We start from the raw sequence: 19,992 nt of genomic DNA, 5'->3' as shown, positions 1-19,992 counted from the left end.
CATCATCTCAGGCCTCGGCCACCAGCTCATCAACACATAACGCGAACAGCGCCATAGGCAAACAGCCCGGAGCAGCAGCTACAGCACCGCCCGGCAGCGCCAGGAATTCACGGGCTGGCGCTGGTGGCCGGCCGCGGCGCCGGCCCCGTGCGGGTATGCAGCGGTCCCCAGGAGCGCGCGCCCGCTGGCAGCAGGGCTCACGGCCCACCGAGGCCAGCGCGGCGCCGTGGTGGCACTGGCAGCCGGCGCGGCGCCCCGGGCAGCAGCGCCAGCAGCTCGAAGCCCTGCAGCTCGGTCCGCACCAGGCGCAGCAGCTGGCCCACCACCTGGCCGGCGCGGGCGCTGGTGGCCTGCCGCAGCGCCAGCCCCGTGCGGGCCAGCAGCAGCCCCTAGGAGCGCGCGCCGGTCAGCGGCAAGGCCCGCGGCCCACCGAGGCCAGCGCGGCGCCGTGGTGACGCGGGCAGCCGGCGCAGCGCCCCGGCCGGCAGCGTCGGCAGCTCGAAGCCCTGCAGCTCGGTCCGCACCAGGCGCAGCAGCTGGCCCACCACCTGGCCGGCGCGGGCGCTGGTGGCCTGCCGCAGCGCCGGCCCCGTGCGGGCCAGCAGCAGCCCTCAGGAGCGCACGGCTGCCGGCGGCAAGGCCCACGGTCCACCGAGGCCAGCGCGGCGCCGTGGTGGCGCGGGCAGCCGGTGCGGCGCCACGGTTGGCACTTGGCGCGCCTACCGATCCCGGGCCGCACGGCCCAGGCGCCTGCACTGACAGCCCGTCCACCGTGCGCGGAAGCGCGGCGCGGGGTGTTCCTTTCGCGCGGCCATCGGCAGGTGTCAGCACCAGGGCGCCAGCTGGCAATGCTCACAGCGGATCAGCCAGGCACGCCGCAGCAGTCCATGCACCCCGGCCCGCTTCACTTAACCCCCTGAGGAACGGTCCGAGACTAGAGAAGGTTCGGGGTTCGCATCACCCTCGCCGGCCACTTCCGGGAAGGACCCGCTGGGGGGCAGTGGCGGGCCAGCCGGGCACCCCTCAACCCTTCACTTTCCCTCGATTTGCCCTCCGCTTTCACTTTCCCCCTGGCGACCCGCTAACTCGAAGCCGGGGTTCGCATCACCCTCGCCGGCTGCTCCCGGGAAGGACCCACAGGGGGCACCAGGCGCAGCAGCTCATGCACCGCCTGCCCGTCGCTGGCGCTGGTGGCCGGCCCGCCCGCGCCATCACGTCCACCATGCCGCTGTCGCCCACCAGGCGTAGCCCTGCAGCGTCTGGTGCGCCACCACACCACCCAGGAGAAGAGAGAGAGGAGAAGAGGAAGAGTCCTTCTCCTTCCCTTCCTTCCTCTGTCCCCGCTGTCCCCGCCGTGTCCCCGCTCTGTCCCCGCCGCTTTTCCACCCTGCCGGACCCGGCCATCCCCTTACAGATCAAGCACTTAGCCTGCATTGACCGGCTTGTCCCCGCTGTCCCCGTCCAGAAATGCCGCTGCACCGAGTCGTTTTGCCTTCTGGTGCCGCCTTCCACAGCCTTGCCGGCCCGTTTTCCCGCGCGAAGAGGAGCCCCGCACGCCGCCCCCCGGCGGCATCCGGCAGCACCCGGCCCCGGCCGTCCCGGTGCCCACGGCCACACCGAGGCAGCCGGCGCGGTGTCGGCACGGCGCAAGGCAGGAAAGACAACGCCCGGCAGGGCCGGGCGTGGAAGTGATGGACGAAGCGTCAGCCCTTCAGGCTGCCGCCCCTCGCAGGGGCACCACCTCGGCGCCGGCCCGCAGCCTGTCCAGGTAGTCCGCCCAGGTCTGCATGAGGTCGCGCCGCTGCTCCTCGAAGGTGGTGCGGTTGTAGGCCCGGCCCAAGGCATCGGGCACCGCGTGGGCCAACTGCGCCTCTATCACCTCGGGCGCGACCCGCAGCCGCTCATGCAGCATGGTCCGGGCGCTGGCGCGGAAGCCGTGGGCGCGGTGCTCGGCACTGGTGAAGCCCAGCGAGTCCAGGGCGGCATTCAAGGTGTTGTTGCTGATGGGCTTGCCGCGGTCCCGCTCACCCTGGAACACCAGCCCGCTGCGGATGGTCAGCGGCTGCAGCTCCCGCAGGATGTCCACGGCCTGCCGGCTCAAGGGCACCAGGTGGTCCGGGCCGTAGAGCTTGCCGGCCTGCCGGCGCTTCATGCGGTCAGCGGGCACCAGCCACGTGCCGGCCGCCAGGTCGAACTCTTCCCAGCGGGCGCAGCGCAGTTCCTCGCCGGGGCGCAGGAACACCAGCGCCGCCAGGTTCAGCGCCGCCTTCACCACGGGCGTGCCCCGATACCCGGCAATGGCGCGCAGCAGCTCGCCGAAGCGGGCAGGGTCCGTGATGCTGGCGATGTGCTTGGTGGTGTGCCTGCGCAGGGCGCCGGCCAGGTCGCGCGCCGGGTCGCTCTCAGCCAGCCCTTCGGCCACGGCGAAGCGGAACACCTCTGAGCAGGTATCCCGCACCCGGTGCGCCGTCTCCACGATGCCGGCCGCCTCGCAGCGGCGCAGCAGCGCCAGCAGCTCGGGGGGCTTGATGTCCACCACCGGCCGCGCGCCGATGTACGGGAACACCTTCCCCTGCAGGCGGGCAATGATCTTGTCGGCGTAGCTCGGTGCCCACTCATGGGAGCGCAGGGCGTGCCAGCGCCGCGCCACTTCCTCGAAGGAGCCGGGCAGGGGCTCGCCGGCCGCCGCCAGGCGCTGCACCTCGGCCTGCTGGCGCTGGGCTTCCTTGCCGGCCTTGCGCGCCGCGCTCGGGTCGGTGCCGGCCAGCACCAGGCGCCGGGCTTCGTCGCGCTTCAGGCGCGCGTCCTTCAGGCCGGTGTCCGGGTAGGTGCCCAGGCTCAGGCGGTTTTCCTTCCCGGCCAGCCAGTACCGCAGCCGCCACCAGCCCGCGCCGCTGGGCTGCGCCTCCAGGTACAGCCCGCCGCTGTCCTTCACCTTGACGGCCTTGCCCGTCTCCGCCGCCGTCTTCAGCGCCGCCTTGATTGCCTTGTCCGTCAGAAGCTCGCCCGCAGCCATACCGGATAACTTTCGTGGTGTTGTCCGGTCGATCCTACGGTTATCCGGTTTCTTGTCCGGTCAGGTGCCCGGCTAGTAGCGGTTTCATGTGGAGTCATGCGCACAAAGAAAAAGGCCTAAGTGCTTGATGCGCTTAGGCCTTTTGGTCTTATGCGGAGTGTTCCGCATGAATCTTTGGTGGAGACGAGGAGGATCGAACTCCCGACCTTCGCATTGCGAACGCGACGCTCTCCCAGCTGAGCTACGTCCCCACAGAAGCTAGAAGTATACGGGCACTTGGGCGTCGTGTGCAAGACCTTCGCAGATTTTTTTGATGAAAGTGACACCAGCGCCGTCTGGCAGCCGGACCGGCGGGCGCCTATACCTTCAAAGGCGCCCATACGAGGCCGCCGCGAGGAGCTGTGATGACGGCACTAACGCACAGTGAGGTGACTTGCATGCTGCCCGTAAAGGACATGCAGCGGGCCCGCCGCTTCTACGAGGAGCAACTGGGACTGGAAGCGCAAGGGTTACGGCCCGACGGCAAGTTCATCTACCGCTGCGGCGGCACGGCGCTGGCGTTGTTTCCCAAGGCGGAAGGGACCAAGGCCGAGCATACGGCGCTGAGCTTCCGCGTCGCGGACATCGCACAGGCGGTGGCGGAACTGCAGCAGCGCGGCGTGCGCTTCGCCGACTACGACTTGCCCGGTTTCAAGACCGTGGATCACGTCTGCGTGCTGGGCTCGGAGAAGGCGGCCTGGTTCGAGGACCCGGAGGGCAACATCCTCTGCCTGCACCAGGATCTGGACTGAGACGCCGGCTTCAGCCCGCCGCGCCAGTCCAGGCGGGCGGCGGCGCGTCCCATTGCCAAGGCCCGTGCGCCAGCAACGTGTGCCAAGCGGCATCGGGCATGGCCGCGAAGCGCAGGGTTGTGCCGGTGGCGGGATGCACCAGTTCCAGCGACAGCGCATGCAGCCACAGCCGTTGCACCTGCAGCCAGGCGGCTACGGCGCGGTTGTGCGCTCCCTTGCCGTGCGTGGCGTCGCCGATGAGCGGATGCGCGACGTGCTTCATGTGGCGGCGGATCTGGTGCCGCCGCCCGCTTTCGGGGAAGACCTGCAGCAGTGCGTAGCGGCTGGCCGGATGCCGCGCGTCGGTGGTGAAGGGCCATTCCACGCATGCCAGCCGCTCGTAGCGCGTGCGCGCCGCCAGCAGCGGCTGGCGGGCCGAGGGACGTTCGGGGTCGCGCGCCAGCGGATGGTCGATCACACCCTCGGTCGCCGGCCAGCCGCGCACCAGCGCGAGGTACCTCTTGCGCGGTACGCCGGCCTCGAACTGCGCGCCCAGGTGGCGCGCCGTGTCCGGGTCGAGCGCGAAGGCGAGGACGCCCGAGGTGCCCTTGTCCAGCCGGTGCACCGGCCAGACCGGGGCGCCGATCTGGTCGCGCACCAGTTGCAGCGCGGCCCGCTGCTCATGCGCGTCCAGCGCGGTGCGGTGTACCAGCAGACCAGGCGGTTTCACGACCACTACCAGTTGCGCGTCGCGGTAGAGCAGCGGCAGCGTCGGCGGCGCATCGTTGTCGGGCGCCGGCGGCAAGTCACTGTTCAAAGCAGGTCGCCGTCCACGTAGAACCAGCGCCCGTCCTCGCGCACGAAGCGGCTGATCTCGTGCAGCCGGTGCGCGCGTCCGCCCAGCTTGCTGCGGGCCACGAACTCGACGCGGGCATGGTCGGCGTCCTGCACCTCGTGGCGCTTGACCTGCAGGCCCAGCCAGCGCAGGCCCGGCTCGTTGGGCTCCAGCACGGCGGGTCGGGTGCCGGGATGCCAGGTGTCGAGCAGGTACTCGCGCAGACCCAGCACGAAGGCGCTGTAGCGCGAGCGCATGAGCGCTTGCGCGTCCGGCGCCTGCAGCCGTTGCGGGCCGTCGTGCCAGCGTGCGCAGCACGCGCCGTAGGCGGCGCCGCTGCCGCAGGGGCAGGGCGTCGAGGGGGACGTCGTCATGGAAGAGAAAAACTCGGGTCGGAAAGCACGAGCGCCGCGGTCACCCCAGGGCGGGAGGCCCCGAAGCGCGCGCGGCGCAGCGTGAAGACGGGATGTGCTCAGCGGGCGGCGTCGCCGCTGGAGACAGGACCGGTCGGGTCGTCGCGCTGGATCTCGGCCACGCCGGCGCTGCCGTTGCCCGGATCGGTCACGTCGCCCTCGGGCGCGAGGCCGGCGCCTTCAGGTTGGTCAGTGCCGCCAGCCGTGCCGCCGGCGGCCTTGCGCTGCTTGCGCTCCTCCATCTTTTCTTCCTTCTTCTTTTTCTTGGCCAGATCGCGCTGGCGCTTCTCGAAGGCGTAGTTGGGTTTGGCCATGCGGTCTCCTGCGGTGTGTCATGGGGGGCAGCCTGGAAGCTGCCGGTGCCCATTGTCGCCGGTGCGCAGGAGCAGCCACAGTGCCCGCAGGCTCACGCGGGGGAGAGCGCAGGGCGCACCGACGTGCGCCGGCATGTCGGCTGGCCCTGGCTCAGCCCCGCGGGCCGCGCCTTCGCGGAGCTCAGGCCCTTCGCCAGGCGCGCCGACGTGCGCCGGCACGTCGGCTGGTCCTGGCTCAGCGGCCGCGGCTGTCCTTGAGGCCGGTGATGCGGTTGAACACCGGGCGGCCCGGCGCGTGGTCCACGCGGTCGGTGACGAAGTAGCCGTGGCGCTCGAACTGGAAGCGCTGGTCCGCGGCAGCCGCGGCCAGCGAGGGCTCCACCACCGCCTGCACCACGCGCAGGCTGTCGGGGTTGAGGCTGGCCTTGAAATCGCGCCCACCGGCGTCGGGCTGTGCCTCGGTGAAGAGGCGGTCGTACAGCCGCACCTCCGCCGCCACGCCGCCGCCCTGTTCAGCCGGCTGCGCGCCAACCCAGCCGATCACGCCCTTGACCTTGACGCTGTCCGCGCCGGGCGTGCCACTCTTGGTGTCGGGCAGCAGCTTCGCGCGCACCAGCGTCACGCGACCGTCGGCGTCCTGCTCGAAGCCCGTGCACTCGATGACGTAGCCGTACTTCAGGCGCACGCGGCCGCCGGCGGTGTCGCCCTTGGGCGGGAAGAGGCGGTGGTAGCCCTTGGGCGGCTCGACCATGAAGTCGTCGCGCTCGATCCAGACCTCGCGGCCCAGGCCGAACTCGCGCCGCCCGCGCTCGGCCTGCGCCGGGTGTACCGGCGCGCTGCAGGGCTCGATGTGGCCCGCGCCCAGCGCCTCGTCCCAGTTCTCCAGCAAGAGCTTCAACGGGTCCAGCACCGCCAAGCCGCGCGGGGCCTTGGGGTCGAGGTCGTCGCGCAGCGACTGCTCCAGCGTGGCGTAGTCGATCCAGCTGTAGTCCTTGGCCACGCCGATGCGCTCGGCGAAGAGTTGCAGCGCCTCGGCCGTGTAGCCGCGCCGGCGCAGGCCCACGATGGTGGGCATGCGCGGGTCGTCCCAGCCCTTGACGATCTGCTCGTCCACCAGTGCCTTGAGCTTGCGCTTGCTGGTGATGACGTAGGTGAGATTCAACCGCCCGAACTCGTACTGGCGCGGCAGCGGGCGCGAGAGCAGGCCCAGGTCGGCCAGGCGCTCCAGCACCCAGTCGTAGAAGGGGCGCTGGTCCTCGAACTCCAGCGTGCAGATGCTGTGGGTGATGTTCTCCAGCGCGTCCTCGATGGGGTGCGCGTAGGTGTACATCGGGTAGATGCACCAGCGGTCGCCGGTGTTGTGGTGCGTGGCGTGCTTGATGCGGTAGATGGCCGGGTCGCGCAGATTGATGTTGGGCGAGGCCATGTCGATCTTGGCGCGCAGCACCATCGCGCCGTCGGCGTGCTTGCCACCGCGCATTTCGCGGAAGCGCTGCAGGTTTTCCTCAGCGCTGCGATCACGGAACGGGCTGTTGGTGCCGGGGGTGCCGAAGTCGCCGCGGTTGGCGCGCATCTCCTCGGGCGTCTGCTCGTCGACGTAGGCATGGCCGGCCTCGATCAGCGCCTCGGCCGCGCGGTACATGAAGTCGAAATAGTTGCTTGCGTAATACAAGTGGCTGGTGCCGTTGGCTTCCCAGTCGAAGCCCAGCCAGCGCACGGCGTCGAGGATGGAGTCGACGTACTCCTGCTCCTCCTTCTCCGGGTTGGTGTCGTCGAAGCGCATGTGGCAGACGCCGCCGTAGTCGCGTGCCAAGCCGAAGTTCAGGCAGATGCTCTTGGCGTGGCCGACGTGCAGGTAGCCGTTGGGCTCGGGCGGGAAGCGGGTGCGGATGCGCGCCGGGTCCAGCGCGCCGCTGCCCTGGTGCGTGGCATCGCCAGGGCTGCCGGCCCAGCGGCGCTGGGCGTAGGTGCCGGCGGCCAGATCGCGTTCGATGATGGCGCGCAGGAAATTGCTCGGCTTGGTGACTTCGGGTGCAGACATGGAGATTTGAAGGAGTGGGCCGGCGGCGCCGGCGCAATGCAGCGTCCGCGGGGATTCTATAGAGGGGGTGTGTTTGCACGCCGACACAATTGGGTCGTGCACCAGAGCGGCGTGCCGCGCGTTGAGGAAGTTCTCCTCTTCGAAGAAAAGGACGCCGCATGAAGCGCTCCACCGTCGTGCTTTCCGCCGCCCTGTTGTCCTTGGGCTGCTTGCTGGCACTGCCGGCGCGCGCCGGGGGCGGCGTGCAGTGGTCCGTCGGCATCAGCAATGCCCCGTACGGAGTCGGCGTCACGGTGGGCAACGTCCTCTCCGGTCCGGCGCCGGTGTACGTTCCGCCGCCCGGGGTGGTGTACACGCCACCGCCGCCGGTCTATGTCTCGCCCCCGCCGCTGTACGTGCCGCGGCCGCCGGCCTACGTGGCGCCGCCGCCTATCTACGTCGCGCCCCCGCCGGTCCATACGGCCCCGCCGCCGGTGTACTACGTGCCCTCCGCGCCGCGCTTCCTGCCTCCGCCGCCCGTGGCCTACGTGCCGGTGGCCCCGGCGGGCTGGCGCGGCCACCACCACGGCGGCTACTGGCGCCGCTGAGCACCTTCGTCGCGGCCGGTGGCCGGGCCGCGGGAACCCGAAGCCGCGCCCCGGACCCGGGCCGAAGCCGGGGCCTCAGCGCCGCCGGCGCGTGCCGCCCAGCAGAGAGCCCAGCACGCCGCGCACGATCTCGCGTCCCACTGCCGAGCCTACGCTGCGCATGGCGCTGCGTGCCGCCGCCTCGGCCAGCCCTTCGCGGCGGCCGCCGCGCGGGCCGGTGCTGCCGAAGAGCATGTCCTTGAGGCCATCGAGCAGCCCACCGCCGGCGTCCGCGGCGCCGGGAGCCTTGGCCGGGCCGCCCGCGCCCTGCGCGGCTGGTACGCGCGCGCGCAACTGTTCGTAGGCCGACTCGCGGTCCACCGTCTGCTCGTACACGCCGGCCACCAGCGAGCCCTCGATCAGCGCGCGCCGCTGCTCCGGCGTGATGGGGCCGAGCTGGCTGCCCGGCGGCTGCACGAACAGGCGCTGCGTGATGCCGGGGCGGCCATGCTCGTCGAGCAGGCTCACCAGCGCCTCGCCCACGGCCAGCTCCGTGATGGCCTGCTCCAGGTCCAGCGCCGGGTTGGGACGCATGGTCTGCGCCGCGGCGCGCACGGCCTTCTGGTCGCGTGGCGTGAAGGCGCGCAGCGCGTGCTGCACGCGGTTGCCCAGTTGCGCCAGCACGCTGTCGGGCAGGTCGGCCGGGTTCTGGGTCACGAAGTAAACGCCCACGCCCTTGCTGCGCACCAGCCGCACCACGAGTTCGATGCGCTCCACCAGCACCGCCGGCGCGTCCTTGAACAGCAGGTGCGCCTCGTCGAAGAAGAAGACCAGCTTGGGCTTGTCCACGTCGCCCACCTCGGGCAGCGTCTCGAACAGTTCCGAGAGCATCCACAGCAGGAAGGTGGCGTACAGGCGCGGCGACTGCAGCAGCTTGTCTGCGGCCAGGATGTTGACCACGCCTCGACCATCCACGGTCTGCATGAAGTCGGCGATGTCGAGCATGGGCTCGCCGAAGAACTTGTCGCCGCCTTGCTGCTCGATCTGCAGCAGCCCGCGCTGCACCGCGCCGACGCTGGCGGCGCTGATGTTGCCGTAGCTGGTGGTGTAGTCGCGGGCGTTCTCGCCCACGTGCTGCAGCATGGCGCGCAGGTCCTTGAGGTCCAGCAGCAGCAGCCCGGCATCGTCGGCGATGCGGAACACCAGGTTCAACACGCCGGTCTGGGTTTCGTTGAGGTCGAGCATGCGCGCCAGCAGCATCGGCCCCATGTCGCTGACGGTAGCGCGCACCGGGTGGCCCTGTGCGCCGAACACGTCCCACAGCGTCACCGGGCAGGCCATGGGGGCGGGCGCTTCGAGTCCGCGCTGCGCCAGCGTGGCGGCGAGCTTGGGCGGGAGCTGTCCGGGCTGGCTGATGCCGGTGAGGTCGCCTTTGACGTCGGCCATGAACACCGGCGTGCCGATGGCGCTGAAGCCTTCGGCCAGGCGCTGCAGGGTGACGGTCTTGCCGGTGCCGGTGGCCCCGGTGACCAGGCCGTGGCGGTTGGCCAGCGCGGGCAGCAGGCAGGCAGCTTCTTGACCATGCCGTGCGATCAGTAGCGGATCAGCCATGACGTGCGGCCTCCTTGAAAAGAGCGTGACGGGGGCGACCGGTAAAATCCCGGCCAGTCTAACCAAGCAAGAAAGCCGGCTGCCCCACACGCCGGCGAGGAGCAGCCAAACATGGCCGGACATTCCAAATGGGCCAACATCCAGCACCGCAAGGGTCGCCAGGATGAGAAGCGCGGCAAGATCTGGACGCGCGTGATCCGCGAAATCATGGTCGCCGCGCGTCAGGGCGGCGGCGATGTGTCGGCCAATCCGCGCTTGCGCCTGGCCATCGACAAGGCCAAGGCCGCCAACATGCCGGCCGACACCATCAAGCGCAACGTTGACAAGGCCACCGGCAACCTCGAAGGCGTGAGCTACGAGGAGATCCGCTACGAGGGCTACGGCATCGGCGGCGCCGCGATCATCGTGGACTGCATGACCGACAACCGCGTGCGCACCGTGGCCGAGGTGCGCCACGCCTTCAGCAAGTACGGCGGCAACCTGGGCACCGAGGGCTCGGTGGCCTTCCAGTTCAAGCACGTGGGCCAGCTGCTGTTCGCGCCTGGCACCAATGAGGACAAGCTCATGGAGGCGGCGCTGGAGGCCGGCGCCGAGGACGTGATCACGGGCGAGGACGGCTCCATCGAGGTGCTGACCGCTCCGGGCGACTTCGAGACCGTCAAGGAGGCGCTGGTCGCCGCCGGCTTCGCGCCCGAGGTCGCGGAAGTGACCATGCGCGCGGAGAACACCATCGAGCTCACCGGCGAGGACGCGCAGCGCATGCAGAAGTTGCTGGATGTGCTGGAGGACCTGGACGACACCCAGGCCGTCTACCACAACGCCGAAATCGAGGAACAGGCATGAAGGTCCTCGTCATCGGCAACGGCGGGCGCGAGCACGCGCTGGCCTGGAAGCTGGCGCAGTCCCCGCGTGTCACGCAGGTGTTCGTGGCGCCGGGCAACGGCGGCACGGCGCTGGACCAGCGGCTGCGCAACGTGGCCATTACCGACGTCAACGCGCTGGCCGACTTCGCCCAGGCCGAGAAGGTCAACCTGACGGTGGTCGGCCCCGAGGCGCCGCTGGCCGCGGGCGTGGTGGACGTGTTCCGCCAGCGCGGGCTGCGCATCTTCGGCCCGACCAAGGCCGCCGCGCAGCTGGAGAGCAGCAAGGCCTTCGCCAAGGACTTCATGAAGCGCCACGGCATCCCGACCGCGGCCTACGAAAGCTTCACCGACGCCGCCGCGGCGCACGCCTACGTGGACCAGATGGGCGCGCCCATCGTGGTCAAGGCCGACGGCCTGGCTGCGGGCAAGGGCGTGGTGGTGGCCATGACGCTGGAGGAGGCGCACCAGGCCATCGACTTCATGCTCGAAGGCAACGAGTTGGGCGTGCAGCACAACGCCGGCGGTGCGCGCGTGGTGATCGAGGAGTTCCTGCAGGGCGAGGAAGCCAGCTTCATCGTGCTGTGCGACGGCCACCACGTGTTGCCCCTGGCCACCAGCCAGGACCACAAGCGGCTGCTCGACGCCGACCAGGGGCCCAACACCGGCGGCATGGGCGCGTACTCGCCCGCACCGGTGGTCACGCCCAACGTGCACGCGCGTGCGATGCACGAGGTGATCCAGCCCACCATCGCCGGCATGGCGCGCGAGGGCCGGCCCTTCACGGGCTTCCTCTACGCCGGGCTGATGGTCAGTCCCGAGGGCCACGTCAAGACGCTGGAGTTCAACACCCGCATGGGCGATCCTGAGACGCAGCCGATCATGATGCGTCTCAAGAGCGACCTGATGGAGGTACTGCTGCACGCCACCGACGGCACGCTCGACACGGTGGAGCTGCAGTGGGACCGCCGCTTCGCGCTGGGCGTGGTGATGGCCGCCGCGGGCTATCCGATGAATCCGCGCAAGGGCGACGCCATCCTCGGCCTGCCCGCGCCGGCGGAGGACGCGGTGGTGTTCCATGCCGGCACCACGCTCAACGAGCAGGGCCTGTTCACCAGCGGGGGCCGCGTGCTGTGCGTGACGGCGCTGGGCGACTCGGCCAAGAAGGCGCAGCAGCGTGCTTACGACGCGCTGGCTGGCGTGCAGTTCGACGGTGCGCAGTTCCGCACCGACATTGGCTACCGTGCCATCAAGCGCTGACGCCATGAGCAGCACCGCCGAGGGTCTGGACACGGGTGCCGTGCGCGCCTGGCTGTTGGATTTGCAGCAGCGCATCGTCGCGGGCCTGGAAACTGCGGACGGCACGCCCTTCCGCAGCGACGGCTGGACGCGCGAGCCTGGCGGTCGCCTCGAAGGCGACGGCCTCTCGCGGCTGGTGGAGGAGGGCCCTCTCCTGGAGCGTGGCGGCTGCAACTTCTCGCACGTCAAGGGCCGCTCGCTGCCGCCCTCGGCCACGCAGCACCGGCCCGAGCTGGCCGGCGCCTCTTTCGAGGCCATGGGCGTGTCGCTGGTGCTGCATCCACGCAACCCGCTGGTGCCCACGGTGCACATGAACGTGCGCATGTTCGCTGCGCAACCGCAGGATGGCCGTCCGGCCGTGCTGTGGTTCGGCGGCGGCATGGACCTCACGCCCTACTACGGCTTCGAGGAGGACGCGCGCCACTTCCACCGCACCTGCCACGACGCGCTGGCGCCTTTCGGCGACCAGCTCTATCCGCGCTTCAAGGCATGGTGCGACGAGTACTTCTTCCTGAAGCACCGCAACGAGCCGCGCGGCGTCGGGGGCATCTTCTTCGACGACTTCTGCGAGCTGGGCCCGCAGCGCAGCTTCGAGATGGTGCAGGCGGTGGGAGAAGCCTTTCTGCCCGCGTACCTGCCCATCGTGGAGCGCCGCCGCGAGCTGCCCTATGGCGAGCGCGAGCGCGACTTCCAGGCCTACCGGCGCGGCCGCTACGTCGAGTTCAACCTCGTGTTCGACCGCGGTACGCTGTTCGGGCTGCAATCGGGCGGCCGCACCGAGAGCATCCTGATGTCGATGCCGCCGCTGGTGAAGTGGCGCTACGACTGGCATCCGCAACCGGGCAGCGCCGAGGCGCGGCTCTACAGCGACTTCCTGCGCCCGCGCGACTGGCTCAGCGAGTGAAGCGCATCGGCCTGCTGGGCGGGAGTTTCGACCCGCCGCACCTGGCGCACCTGGCCCTGGCGCGCCAGGCGCGCGACGAGCTGCGGCTGGACGAGCTGCGGCTGCTGCCCGCGGGCCGGCCCTGGCAGAAGCTGGCGGCGGGCCGTGAGCCCATCGAGGCCGTACACCGCGTGGCGATGCTGCGGTTGCTCACGCAGGGCGAGCCGGGCCTTGTCATCGACGAGCGCGAGCTGCACCGCGGCGGGCCGAGCTACAGCATCGACACCGTGCGCGAGCTCGCGGCCGAGCACCCGGGCGCGCAACTGTTCTTCGTCATCGGACAGGACCAGTACGCGCGGCTGCACACCTGGCATGACTGGCCGGCGTTGCTGAACCTGGTGACGCTGGCCGTGGCCGGCCGTGCCGGCGAGGCGCCCCGTGCGCCAGCCGAGGTGGCGGCCGTGCCGCACCGCATTGAAATCCTGGCGCTGCCGCCCATGGCGGTGGCGTCGACCGACATCCGCGCCCGCGCGGCCCGAGGCGAGGAACTCTCCTTGCTGGTGGGCCCCGCGGTCGCGGCCTATATTGACCTGAACGCCCTGTACCGGGCGGACTCCGGGAGTTGAATGGACATCCGTAAGCTGCAACGCGCCATCGTCGATGGCCTCGAGGACGTGAAGGCCGTGAACATCGTGGTCTTCAACACCGAGCATCTTTCACCGCTCTTCGAGCGCGTGATCATTGCCTCGGGCACCAGCAACCGCCAGACGAAGGCGCTGGCTTCCAGCGTGCGTGACGCCGTCAAGTCGCGCGGCATGGAGGTGCACCGCACGGAGGGCGAGGAAAACGGCGAATGGATCATCGTGGACTGCGGCGCCGCCGTGGCCCACATCATGCAGCCCGCCATCCGCGACTACTACCACCTCGAAGAGATCTGGGGTGAGAAGCCGGTGAAGCTCAAGCTGGGCGGCAACAGCGCCAAGGGCCTGCCCAAGGCCTCCGCGCCGGACGACGAGGACGTCGAGGAGGTTGAAGGCAAGGCCCACGCCTCGCGCACCGCCCGCACCGCAGCCGGCAAGGCGGCGCTGGCCGCGGCACCGGTGAAGAAGACCGTGGGCAGGAAGGCGCCGGCCAAGAAGGCGGCCGCGACCACGACCGCCAAGGCCGCGCCGGCCAAGAAGGCTGCCGCGAAGAAGGCGGCGGCCCCCGCCAGGAAGGCCGCGCCCGCCAAGAAGGCCGTCACGCGCACCACCGGTTCCAAGACCGCGGTGAGCAAGGCCACGCCGGACCAGCGCGTGGTGGTGAACGCCCCGGCCAAGAAGGCTGCCGCCAAGAAGGTGGCTGCGAAGAAGGCGCCCGCCAAGACCGCCGCCGCCCGCACCGTGGCGGCGAAGGCCCCCGCGGCGAAGAAGGCGCCGGCCAGGAAGGCGCCGGCGAAGAAGGCCGCGGCCAAGAGCGCCACGGCCCGCAGCCGCGGCTGAGCGGCTGAGCCGTGAGGCTGGTGATCGCCGCCATCGGCCAGCGCCAGCCGGCCTGGGCCGAGGCCGCCTATGACGACTTCGCCAAGCGCTTCCCGCCGGAGCTGCGGCTGGAGCTCAAGGCGCTCAAGGCCGAGCCGCGCACCACGGGCAAGCCGCCCGCGGCGCTGATGGCGGCCGAGGCGCAGCGCATCGAGGCGGCCATCCCCAAGGGCGCGCGCCGCGTGGTGCTGGACGAGCGCGGCACGCGGCTGACCACCGCCGCGCTGGCGGATCGGCTGCGCTTCTGGATGGGCGATGGGCGCGACGTGGCCTTCATGATCGGCGGCCCGGACGGGCTCGATGCCGGCTTGAAAGCCACGGCCGACGAGACCATGCGCCTGTCGGAGCTGACACTGCCGCATGCTTTCGTGCGCATCCTGCTGGCCGAGGGGCTGTACCGGGCCTGGTCGTTGACGGTGAACCATCCGTATCACCGGGAGTGACCGGCCTGCTTGTTTTCCAATCTCCCAGGCAACAGAAACAACTCCATCACACCCGCGGAGCCTGTCCCCGCGCAGGCGGGGAGCGGGTGTCCACGAACTCCGAGCGGCATCCCGGCCGGCGTGGATGCCCGCCTTCGCGGGCATGACGAAGGAATGTTTCAACTTCGATCGAGAAGTCGAATCAATGAGCCGACACAACCACATCCTCCTTGCCTCCCAGAGCCCGCGCCGGCGCCAGTTGCTGGAGCAGATCGGCGTGGCGCATGAGCTGCTGCTGCCCGAGGCGCATGAGGATGCCGAGGCGCTGGAGGTGGAGCGGCCCGGCGAATCGCCCGAGGACTACGTGCAGCGCGTCACCCGCGCCAAGCTCGATGCCGCGTGCGCGCGCCGCGAGCGCCTGGGCCGCGCCGACGTGCCGGTGCTGGCGGCCGACACCACCGTGGCGCTGGGCCGGCGCATCCTGGGCAAGCCCGCGGATGCCGACGAGGCCCGCGCCATGCTGCGCGCGCTCTCGGGCCACACGCACCGCGTGCTCACCGCCATCGCGCTGGCCGCGGACGGGCAGGTGCTGCAGGCGCTGAGCAGTTCCCACGTGCGCTTCGCGCCCATGGAGGAGCGCGACATCGAGGCCTACATCGCCAGTGGCGAGCCCTTCGGCAAGGCCGGCGCGTACGGCATCCAAGGCCGTATCGCGGCCTTCGTGGCCCATGTCGAGGGGAGCTACTCCGGTATCATGGGTTTGCCCCTCCACGAGACGGCCATGCTGCTGCGGCAAGCGCACGTACGTTTCTAAAGTCCGCGCGCCGCGGCAGACGGCAGCCGCAGCGCATGCAAGACATCCTCATCAACTGGGCGCCGCAGGAGACGCGGGTCGCCATCGTAGAAAACGGCGCCGTACAGGAACTGCACATCGAGCGCGCGCTGGAGCGCGGCCTGGTGGGCAACATCTATCTCGGCAAGGTCGCGCGCGTGCTGCCCGGCATGCAGAGCGCCTTCATCGACATCGGGCTGGAACGCGCGGCCTTCCTGCACGTGGCCGACCTGGTGGGCCACAGCCGCTTCGAACCCAACAGCGGCAACGGCAATGGCCACGCGCCGGTGCCCATCGAGCGCCAGGTGTTCGAGGGGCAGAGCCTGATGGTGCAGGTCATCAAGGACCCCATCGGCACCAAGGGCGCGCGGCTGTCCACGCAGATCAGCATCGCCGGACGGTTGCTCGTGCACCTGCCGCAGGACGACCACATCGGCATCTCGCAAAAGATCGGCTCGTGGGAACTTCGCGAGCAGCTGCGCCAGCGCATGCAGGCGCTGGTGGCCACGCGCGAGACCGGTGGTGGCGGCGGCTTCATCCTGCGCACCAACGCGGAGGACGCCACGGATGCCGAATTGGCGGACGACATCGCCTATGGCCGCAAGACCTGGGCCGCCATTCGCGAGCGCGCCTTCAGCGTGCCGCCGGGCACGCTGCTGCACCAGGACCTCAACCTCGCCGAGCGCGTGCTGCGCGACCTCAGCAACGAGCAGACGGCCACCATCCGCATCGACTCGCGGCTGCAGTACGAGCACCTGAAGGCCTTCGGCAAGGAGTTCACGCCCGGCGCGGTGAACAAGCTCGAGCTCTACAAGGGCGAGCGCCCGATCTTCGACCTCTACAACATCGATGGCGAGATCGAGCGCGCGCTGGCTCGGCGCGTGGACCTCAAGAGCGGTGGTTACCTGATCATCGACCAGACCGAGGCGCTGACGACCATCGACGTCAACACCGGCGGCTTCGTGGGCGCGCGCAACTTCGACGACACGATCTTCAAGACCAACCTGGAGGCCGCGGGCGCCATCGCGCGGCAGCTGCGGCTGCGCAACCTGGGCGGCATCATCATCGTGGACTTCATCGACATGGCGCGCGAGGAGCACCAGAGCGCCGTGCTGGCGGAGTTCCGCAAGCAGCTCAGCCGCGACCGCACCAAGACCACGGTGAGCGGCTTCACGCAGCTGGGGCTGGTGGAGATGACGCGCAAGCGCACGCGCGAGTCGCTGGCGCACATGCTGTGCGAGCCGTGCCCCACCTGCGGCGGGCGCGGCCAGGTCAAGACCGCGCGCAGCGTGTGCTACGACGTGCTGCGCGAGATCCTGCGCGAGGCGCGGCAGTTCAACCCCAGGGAGTTCCGCGTCGTGGCCAGCGCCACGGTGGTGGAGATGCTGCTGGACGAGGAGAGCCCGCACCTGGCCGGGCTGTCGGAGTTCATCGGCAAGCCCATCTCGCTGTCGGCCGAGCCGACCATGAACCCGGAGCAGTACGACATCGTGCTGCTGTAGCCCGCGCCCGCGGGCCTTGATTCAGGACGTGGCCGGGTGCCGGCCCCGGTCGCGCCAAGCCTGCGGCGTGAGGCCGTGCTGGCGCGCGAAGGCGCGCTGCAGCGCGTCCACCGAGCCGAAGCCGCTGCGGCTGGCGATGCGCTCCTGCGGCCACTGCGTTTGCCGCAGCAGCCGCGCGGCCTCGGCCACGCGGGTGCGTTCCACGAAGCGGGCCGGCGTGCAGCCGGTCTCGGCCGCGAAGGCGCACGCGAAGTGCCGCGGGCTCATGTGCGCGCGCCCGGCCAGCGCGTCCACCGACAGGTCCTCGTTCGGATGCGTGGCGATCCAGGCGACGAGTTCGCGCAGCCGGTGGCTGGCGGTGGTCTGGGCCTGCAGCGCCTGGCTCAGCTGCGCCTGCTCGCCGCCGCGCAGCAAGGGCAGCGCCAGCGTGCGCGCGATGTCCATTGCCACGTCGTGGCCCAGGTCGTCCTCCACCAGGGCCAGCGCGAGCTCGATGCTGGTGGTGACGCCGGCCGAGGTCCACACCGGGCCGTCGTGCACGTAGATGCAGTCGCGCCGCACCTGCACCGCGGGGCGCAGCGCCTGCAGCAGTTCGCAGGCGCGCCAGTGCGTGGTGGCGGCGCGGCCGTCCAGCAGCCCGGCGGCCGCCAGCGCGAAGGCGCCGGTGCACACGCTGGCGATGCGCCGGATGCGCGGCGCGGCCGAGGCCAGCCAGGCGCCCAGGCCCGCGTCGAGGATGGCCGCGCGCAGCGCGGGCTCCTCGCCGCCGGCCACCAGGAGCGTGTCGATCGCCTACGGCAGTTCCCGCAGCGCCCGGGTCCCGGCCAGGCTCAGCGCGCCGTTGGTGGCCACCTCGCCGCCGCCCGGCGAGGCGATGTGCAGCTGGTAGCTGCTCGGCCGCAGCAGCGCGGCCTTGCTGAACACGCTGGCCGGGCCGGCGATGTCGATGGCCTCGACGCCGTCGAAGGCCACCAGCACCACGTCCCTGGCAGGAAGCGCGGTTCTTTCGTCCTGGTGGGGCAGGGAGGGCATGGCTAGTCTGGGACCGTGGCGGTTGCGTGGAGAAAGGAGCGCTATGTCCAGGCTGAAGTGGGCCCTGGTCGGGGTGGCGATCGTCGTGCTGGGGTTGAATGCCTGCGCCGCGCGTGAGCCCTTGCCGCCGCCGGCGGCCGAGGCGGGGCTGGAAGAGTCCCCGGCGCGGGCCTTCGTCGAGGCGCTGCGGCCGCAGCGCACGGGTCGGCCGGTGGTGGCGGTGCTGGCGCTGAACGAGGGCACGGAGACCACCGACTTCCTGCTGCCGCATGCGGTGCTGCGCCGTGCCGGCGTGGCTGAGGTGCAGGCCGTGGCGCCGCGCCGCGGGCCGGTGCGGCTGTATCCGGCGCTGCAGGTCGAGGTGGATCAGAGCCTGGCCGACTTCGACCGCCTTCACCCCGCGGGGGCCGACTATGTGATCGTCCCCGCGCTGCACGAGGACGACGATCCCGCCGTGACGGCCTGGCTGCGCCGGCAGCAGGCGCTGGGGGCGCGGGTCATCGAGGTCTGTGCCGGCGCCCTGGTGCTGGGCCGTGCCGGGCTGCTCGCTGAGCGGCGCTTCGTGACCCACTGGTACTACCGCGACAAGCTGCAGGCGCGCCATCCCGGCGCCACCTTCGTGCCGCACCAGCGCTACGTGGTGGACCGCGGCGTGGCCACCACCACCGGCATCACCGCCTCGGTGCCGGCGATGCTGGCGCTGGTGGAGGCCCTGGGCGGCCGCGAGCGGGCGCAGGCCGTGGCCGCCGAGCTGGGCGTGGCTACCTGGAGCCCGGCCCACGACAGCCGGCCTTTCGGGCTGGATGCCGGCCGGAGGCGCTACGCGCTCACCCGGGCCGCCTTCTGGCGCCACGAGCGCTGGAGTGTCGAGGTGCACGAGGGCATGGACGACGTGGCCCTGGCGCTGGCGGCGGACGCCTGGACGCGCACCGGGCGCGTCAGCGTCGAGGCCGTGTCGCCCTCGGGCCCGGTGCGGCTGCGCAGCGGGCTGCTGCTCACGGCGCAGCCCGCGTTCGGCACGGCGCCGCGCCTGCCGCTGGCGCCGGAGCTGCCGCCGGTGCGCCAGCTCGACCGCACGCTGTGCGAGATCGCCGCACGCTTCGGCGCCGAGCGGCGCGACTGGGTGATGCAGGAGCTGGAATATCCCGGGCCGGCCGCTGCCTGCCCCGGGGCGTCCTGAGCGCCTGGGCCTCTCGACGGCGGTGGGGTGCCGGCTTCAGGCGGCCGGCGGCTGTACCCCGTCGCCCAGCCGCAGCGCCTGCACCGCCAGCCGCTCCGCCGCCAGCCGCAGCGCCGGGCCGTTGCCGGGGGAGCTGGCCGTCACGCTCACCGTCCCGGTGATGGGGCCGCTGCCGCCGGGCAATCCCGGCAGAGAGAACAGCGCACGTGCCGCCTGCAGCTCCGGCATCCGCAGCACGATCTGGCGTCCCATGGACGCGGCCGAGACGCCCATCCGGTTGCGCCCCTGCGCCTGGCCGGACAGCTCCACGTGCTGCTGCTGCGTGCCCATCACGCCGTCGCCCAGGCGCAGCTCGCCGCTGAGCCGCGTGCGCTGCAGGGCCGGCGCGGCATCGCGCCCGGGCCGGCCCTGCGGCGTGCCGCAGCCGGCGTTGTGCAGCAGGCTCTCCACGAAGGGTTTCAATTCCAGCGAGCCGCGGTTCGTCACGCGCGCGCCGAAGAGCGAGCCGCGCTGCTCGAAGCGCACGCCCGGCACGTGCGGCAGGGCGAACTGGTAGAGGTAGTCGCGCCCCTTGGGGGTATCGGCGTAGATGCCCATGTGGCTCACGCCCATGGGCGAGTCCGGCCCGATGTGCTCCACCGAGAGCCGGTTGAAGTCGATGCGCCCGTCCTGGATGGTGACGCCCACTTCCGCGTCCATGATCCAGGCCGCGTCGTCGACGTGCATCTGCAGCCGGCCATCGAGCCCGGCCAGCGCGTCCATCCGCCACCGCGCCAGCTCGCCGGCCGCGGCGGGCGAGGGCGCGCGGGCCAGCTCCACCTGCGCGTCCTGCACCTCCAGCACGTCCAGGGCCAGGGCCTGCAGGGGCAGGCCGCCGCCGTCCGGCCGGGCCGCGC

18 protein-coding genes, 1 tRNA gene and 2 pseudogenes are annotated in these 19,992 nt (G+C 71.2%); 12 read left to right on the top strand and 9 right to left on the bottom strand.

Features of this window, described 5'->3' with window-relative positions; translation table 11 throughout:
• Positions 1 to 155 precede the first annotated feature (155 nt).
• On the top strand, positions 156 to 455 hold the full coding sequence (locus Q0741_RS04050; RefSeq protein ID WP_298231910.1) for a hypothetical protein: 300 nt from the start codon (positions 156 to 158) through the stop codon (positions 453 to 455).
• Between the two features lie 1,256 nt (positions 456 to 1,711).
• Here Q0741_RS04050 and Q0741_RS04045 read toward each other — a convergent pair.
• Together Q0741_RS04045 and Q0741_RS04040 are read right to left on the bottom strand one after the other, a co-directional pair.
• Entirely contained in the window at positions 1,712 to 3,016 is a 1,305-nt protein-coding gene (locus Q0741_RS04045) for an integrase arm-type DNA-binding domain-containing protein (protein WP_298231909.1), read from the bottom strand.
• A gap of 175 nt (positions 3,017 to 3,191) precedes the next feature.
• Positions 3,192 to 3,267 (bottom strand) — tRNA-Ala (locus Q0741_RS04040).
• 186 nt (positions 3,268 to 3,453) lie between these two features.
• Between Q0741_RS04040 and Q0741_RS04035 the strand changes: the two genes are divergently transcribed.
• On the top strand, positions 3,454 to 3,807 hold the full coding sequence (locus Q0741_RS04035) for a VOC family protein (RefSeq protein ID WP_298231908.1): 354 nt from the start codon (positions 3,454 to 3,456) through the stop codon (positions 3,805 to 3,807).
• 10 nt (positions 3,808 to 3,817) lie between these two features.
• On the opposite strand, the gene Q0741_RS04030 is transcribed toward Q0741_RS04035, so the two are convergent.
• From Q0741_RS04030 to Q0741_RS04015, 4 genes are all read right to left on the bottom strand, one after another.
• A complete protein-coding gene (locus tag Q0741_RS04030) occupies positions 3,818 to 4,603 on the bottom strand; it encodes a pseudouridine synthase (RefSeq protein ID WP_298231907.1) in 786 nt (261 codons plus the stop codon).
• The gene (locus tag Q0741_RS04025; protein WP_298231906.1) at positions 4,600 to 4,995 is read right to left on the bottom strand and encodes a YchJ family metal-binding protein; all 396 of its coding nucleotides are present in this window, start codon (positions 4,993 to 4,995) and stop codon (positions 4,600 to 4,602) included. Before Q0741_RS04025 ends, Q0741_RS04030 begins: the two co-directional genes overlap by 4 nt.
• A gap of 98 nt (positions 4,996 to 5,093) precedes the next feature.
• Positions 5,094 to 5,348 carry a hypothetical protein gene (locus Q0741_RS04020; RefSeq protein ID WP_298231911.1) on the bottom strand — a complete coding sequence of 85 codons (255 nt, stop codon included), beginning with the start codon at positions 5,346 to 5,348 and terminating at the stop codon, positions 5,094 to 5,096.
• 235 nt (positions 5,349 to 5,583) lie between these two features.
• Positions 5,584 to 7,389, bottom strand: a complete 1,806-nt coding sequence (locus Q0741_RS04015; protein ID WP_298231905.1) for a glutamine--tRNA ligase/YqeY domain fusion protein — start codon at positions 7,387 to 7,389, stop codon at positions 5,584 to 5,586.
• Between the two features lie 158 nt (positions 7,390 to 7,547).
• Here Q0741_RS04015 and Q0741_RS04010 point away from each other — a divergent pair, with 158 nt between their 5' ends.
• Complete coding sequence (locus Q0741_RS04010; protein ID WP_298231904.1) at positions 7,548 to 7,976, top strand: hypothetical protein; 429 nt, start codon at positions 7,548 to 7,550, stop codon at positions 7,974 to 7,976.
• A gap of 75 nt (positions 7,977 to 8,051) precedes the next feature.
• Here Q0741_RS04010 and Q0741_RS04005 read toward each other — a convergent pair whose 3' ends face one another.
• Positions 8,052 to 9,566 carry a helicase HerA-like domain-containing protein gene (locus Q0741_RS04005; RefSeq protein WP_298231903.1) on the bottom strand — a complete coding sequence of 505 codons (1,515 nt, stop codon included), beginning with the start codon at positions 9,564 to 9,566 and terminating at the stop codon, positions 8,052 to 8,054.
• Positions 9,567 to 9,677: 111 nt separating this feature from the next.
• Here Q0741_RS04005 and Q0741_RS04000 point away from each other — a divergent pair, with 111 nt between their 5' ends.
• The 8 genes from Q0741_RS04000 (at position 9,678) to rng (ending at position 16,884) form a co-directional block, all read left to right on the top strand.
• Positions 9,678 to 10,409, top strand: a complete 732-nt coding sequence (locus tag Q0741_RS04000; protein ID WP_298231902.1) for a YebC/PmpR family DNA-binding transcriptional regulator — start codon at positions 9,678 to 9,680, stop codon at positions 10,407 to 10,409.
• Positions 10,406 to 11,686 (top strand): phosphoribosylamine--glycine ligase, encoded by a 1,281-nt coding sequence (gene purD / locus Q0741_RS03995; protein ID WP_298231901.1) that lies wholly within the window; start codon positions 10,406 to 10,408, stop codon positions 11,684 to 11,686. Before Q0741_RS04000 ends, purD begins: the two co-directional genes overlap by 4 nt.
• 4 nt (positions 11,687 to 11,690) lie before the next feature.
• Positions 11,691 to 12,629 carry an oxygen-dependent coproporphyrinogen oxidase gene (gene hemF, locus Q0741_RS03990; RefSeq protein ID WP_298231900.1) on the top strand — a complete coding sequence of 313 codons (939 nt, stop codon included), beginning with the start codon at positions 11,691 to 11,693 and terminating at the stop codon, positions 12,627 to 12,629.
• Complete coding sequence (gene nadD, locus Q0741_RS03985; protein WP_298231899.1) at positions 12,626 to 13,234, top strand: nicotinate-nucleotide adenylyltransferase; 609 nt, start codon at positions 12,626 to 12,628, stop codon at positions 13,232 to 13,234. Before hemF ends, nadD begins: the two co-directional genes overlap by 4 nt.
• Positions 13,235 to 14,089, top strand: a complete 855-nt coding sequence (gene rsfS / locus Q0741_RS03980; protein ID WP_298231898.1) for a ribosome silencing factor — start codon at positions 13,235 to 13,237, stop codon at positions 14,087 to 14,089. It begins immediately after the preceding gene.
• An 11-nt stretch (positions 14,090 to 14,100) separates the two neighbouring features.
• Complete coding sequence (gene rlmH, locus Q0741_RS03975) at positions 14,101 to 14,571, top strand: 23S rRNA (pseudouridine(1915)-N(3))-methyltransferase RlmH (RefSeq protein ID WP_298231897.1); 471 nt, start codon at positions 14,101 to 14,103, stop codon at positions 14,569 to 14,571.
• A 184-nt stretch (positions 14,572 to 14,755) separates the two neighbouring features.
• On the top strand, positions 14,756 to 15,364 hold the full coding sequence (locus tag Q0741_RS03970; protein WP_298231896.1) for a nucleoside triphosphate pyrophosphatase: 609 nt from the start codon (positions 14,756 to 14,758) through the stop codon (positions 15,362 to 15,364).
• 35 nt (positions 15,365 to 15,399) lie between these two features.
• The gene (gene rng, locus Q0741_RS03965; RefSeq protein WP_298231895.1) at positions 15,400 to 16,884 is read left to right on the top strand and encodes a ribonuclease G; all 1,485 of its coding nucleotides are present in this window, start codon (positions 15,400 to 15,402) and stop codon (positions 16,882 to 16,884) included.
• 21 nt (positions 16,885 to 16,905) lie between these two features.
• On the opposite strand, the pseudogene Q0741_RS03960 reads toward rng, so the two are convergent.
• Positions 16,906 to 17,916: pseudogene (locus Q0741_RS03960) on the bottom strand (GlxA family transcriptional regulator).
• Between the two features lie 43 nt (positions 17,917 to 17,959).
• Between Q0741_RS03960 and Q0741_RS03955 the strand changes: the two are divergent.
• Positions 17,960 to 19,096, top strand: coding sequence for a DJ-1/PfpI family protein (locus tag Q0741_RS03955; protein WP_298231894.1), 1,137 nt, complete (start codon positions 17,960 to 17,962; stop codon positions 19,094 to 19,096).
• A 36-nt stretch (positions 19,097 to 19,132) separates the two neighbouring features.
• On the opposite strand, the pseudogene Q0741_RS03950 reads toward Q0741_RS03955, so the two are convergent.
• Positions 19,133 to 19,992 (bottom strand): annotated as a pseudogene (locus tag Q0741_RS03950) (hypothetical protein); the annotation flags it as partial.

It is taken from the genome of uncultured Azohydromonas sp. (assembly GCF_937926365.1).
GTDB lineage: Bacteria > Pseudomonadota > Gammaproteobacteria > Burkholderiales > Burkholderiaceae_C > Azohydromonas.
Note: the sequence above shows the minus strand (reverse complement) of the source record. Positions and strands in the feature narration are given on the sequence as shown.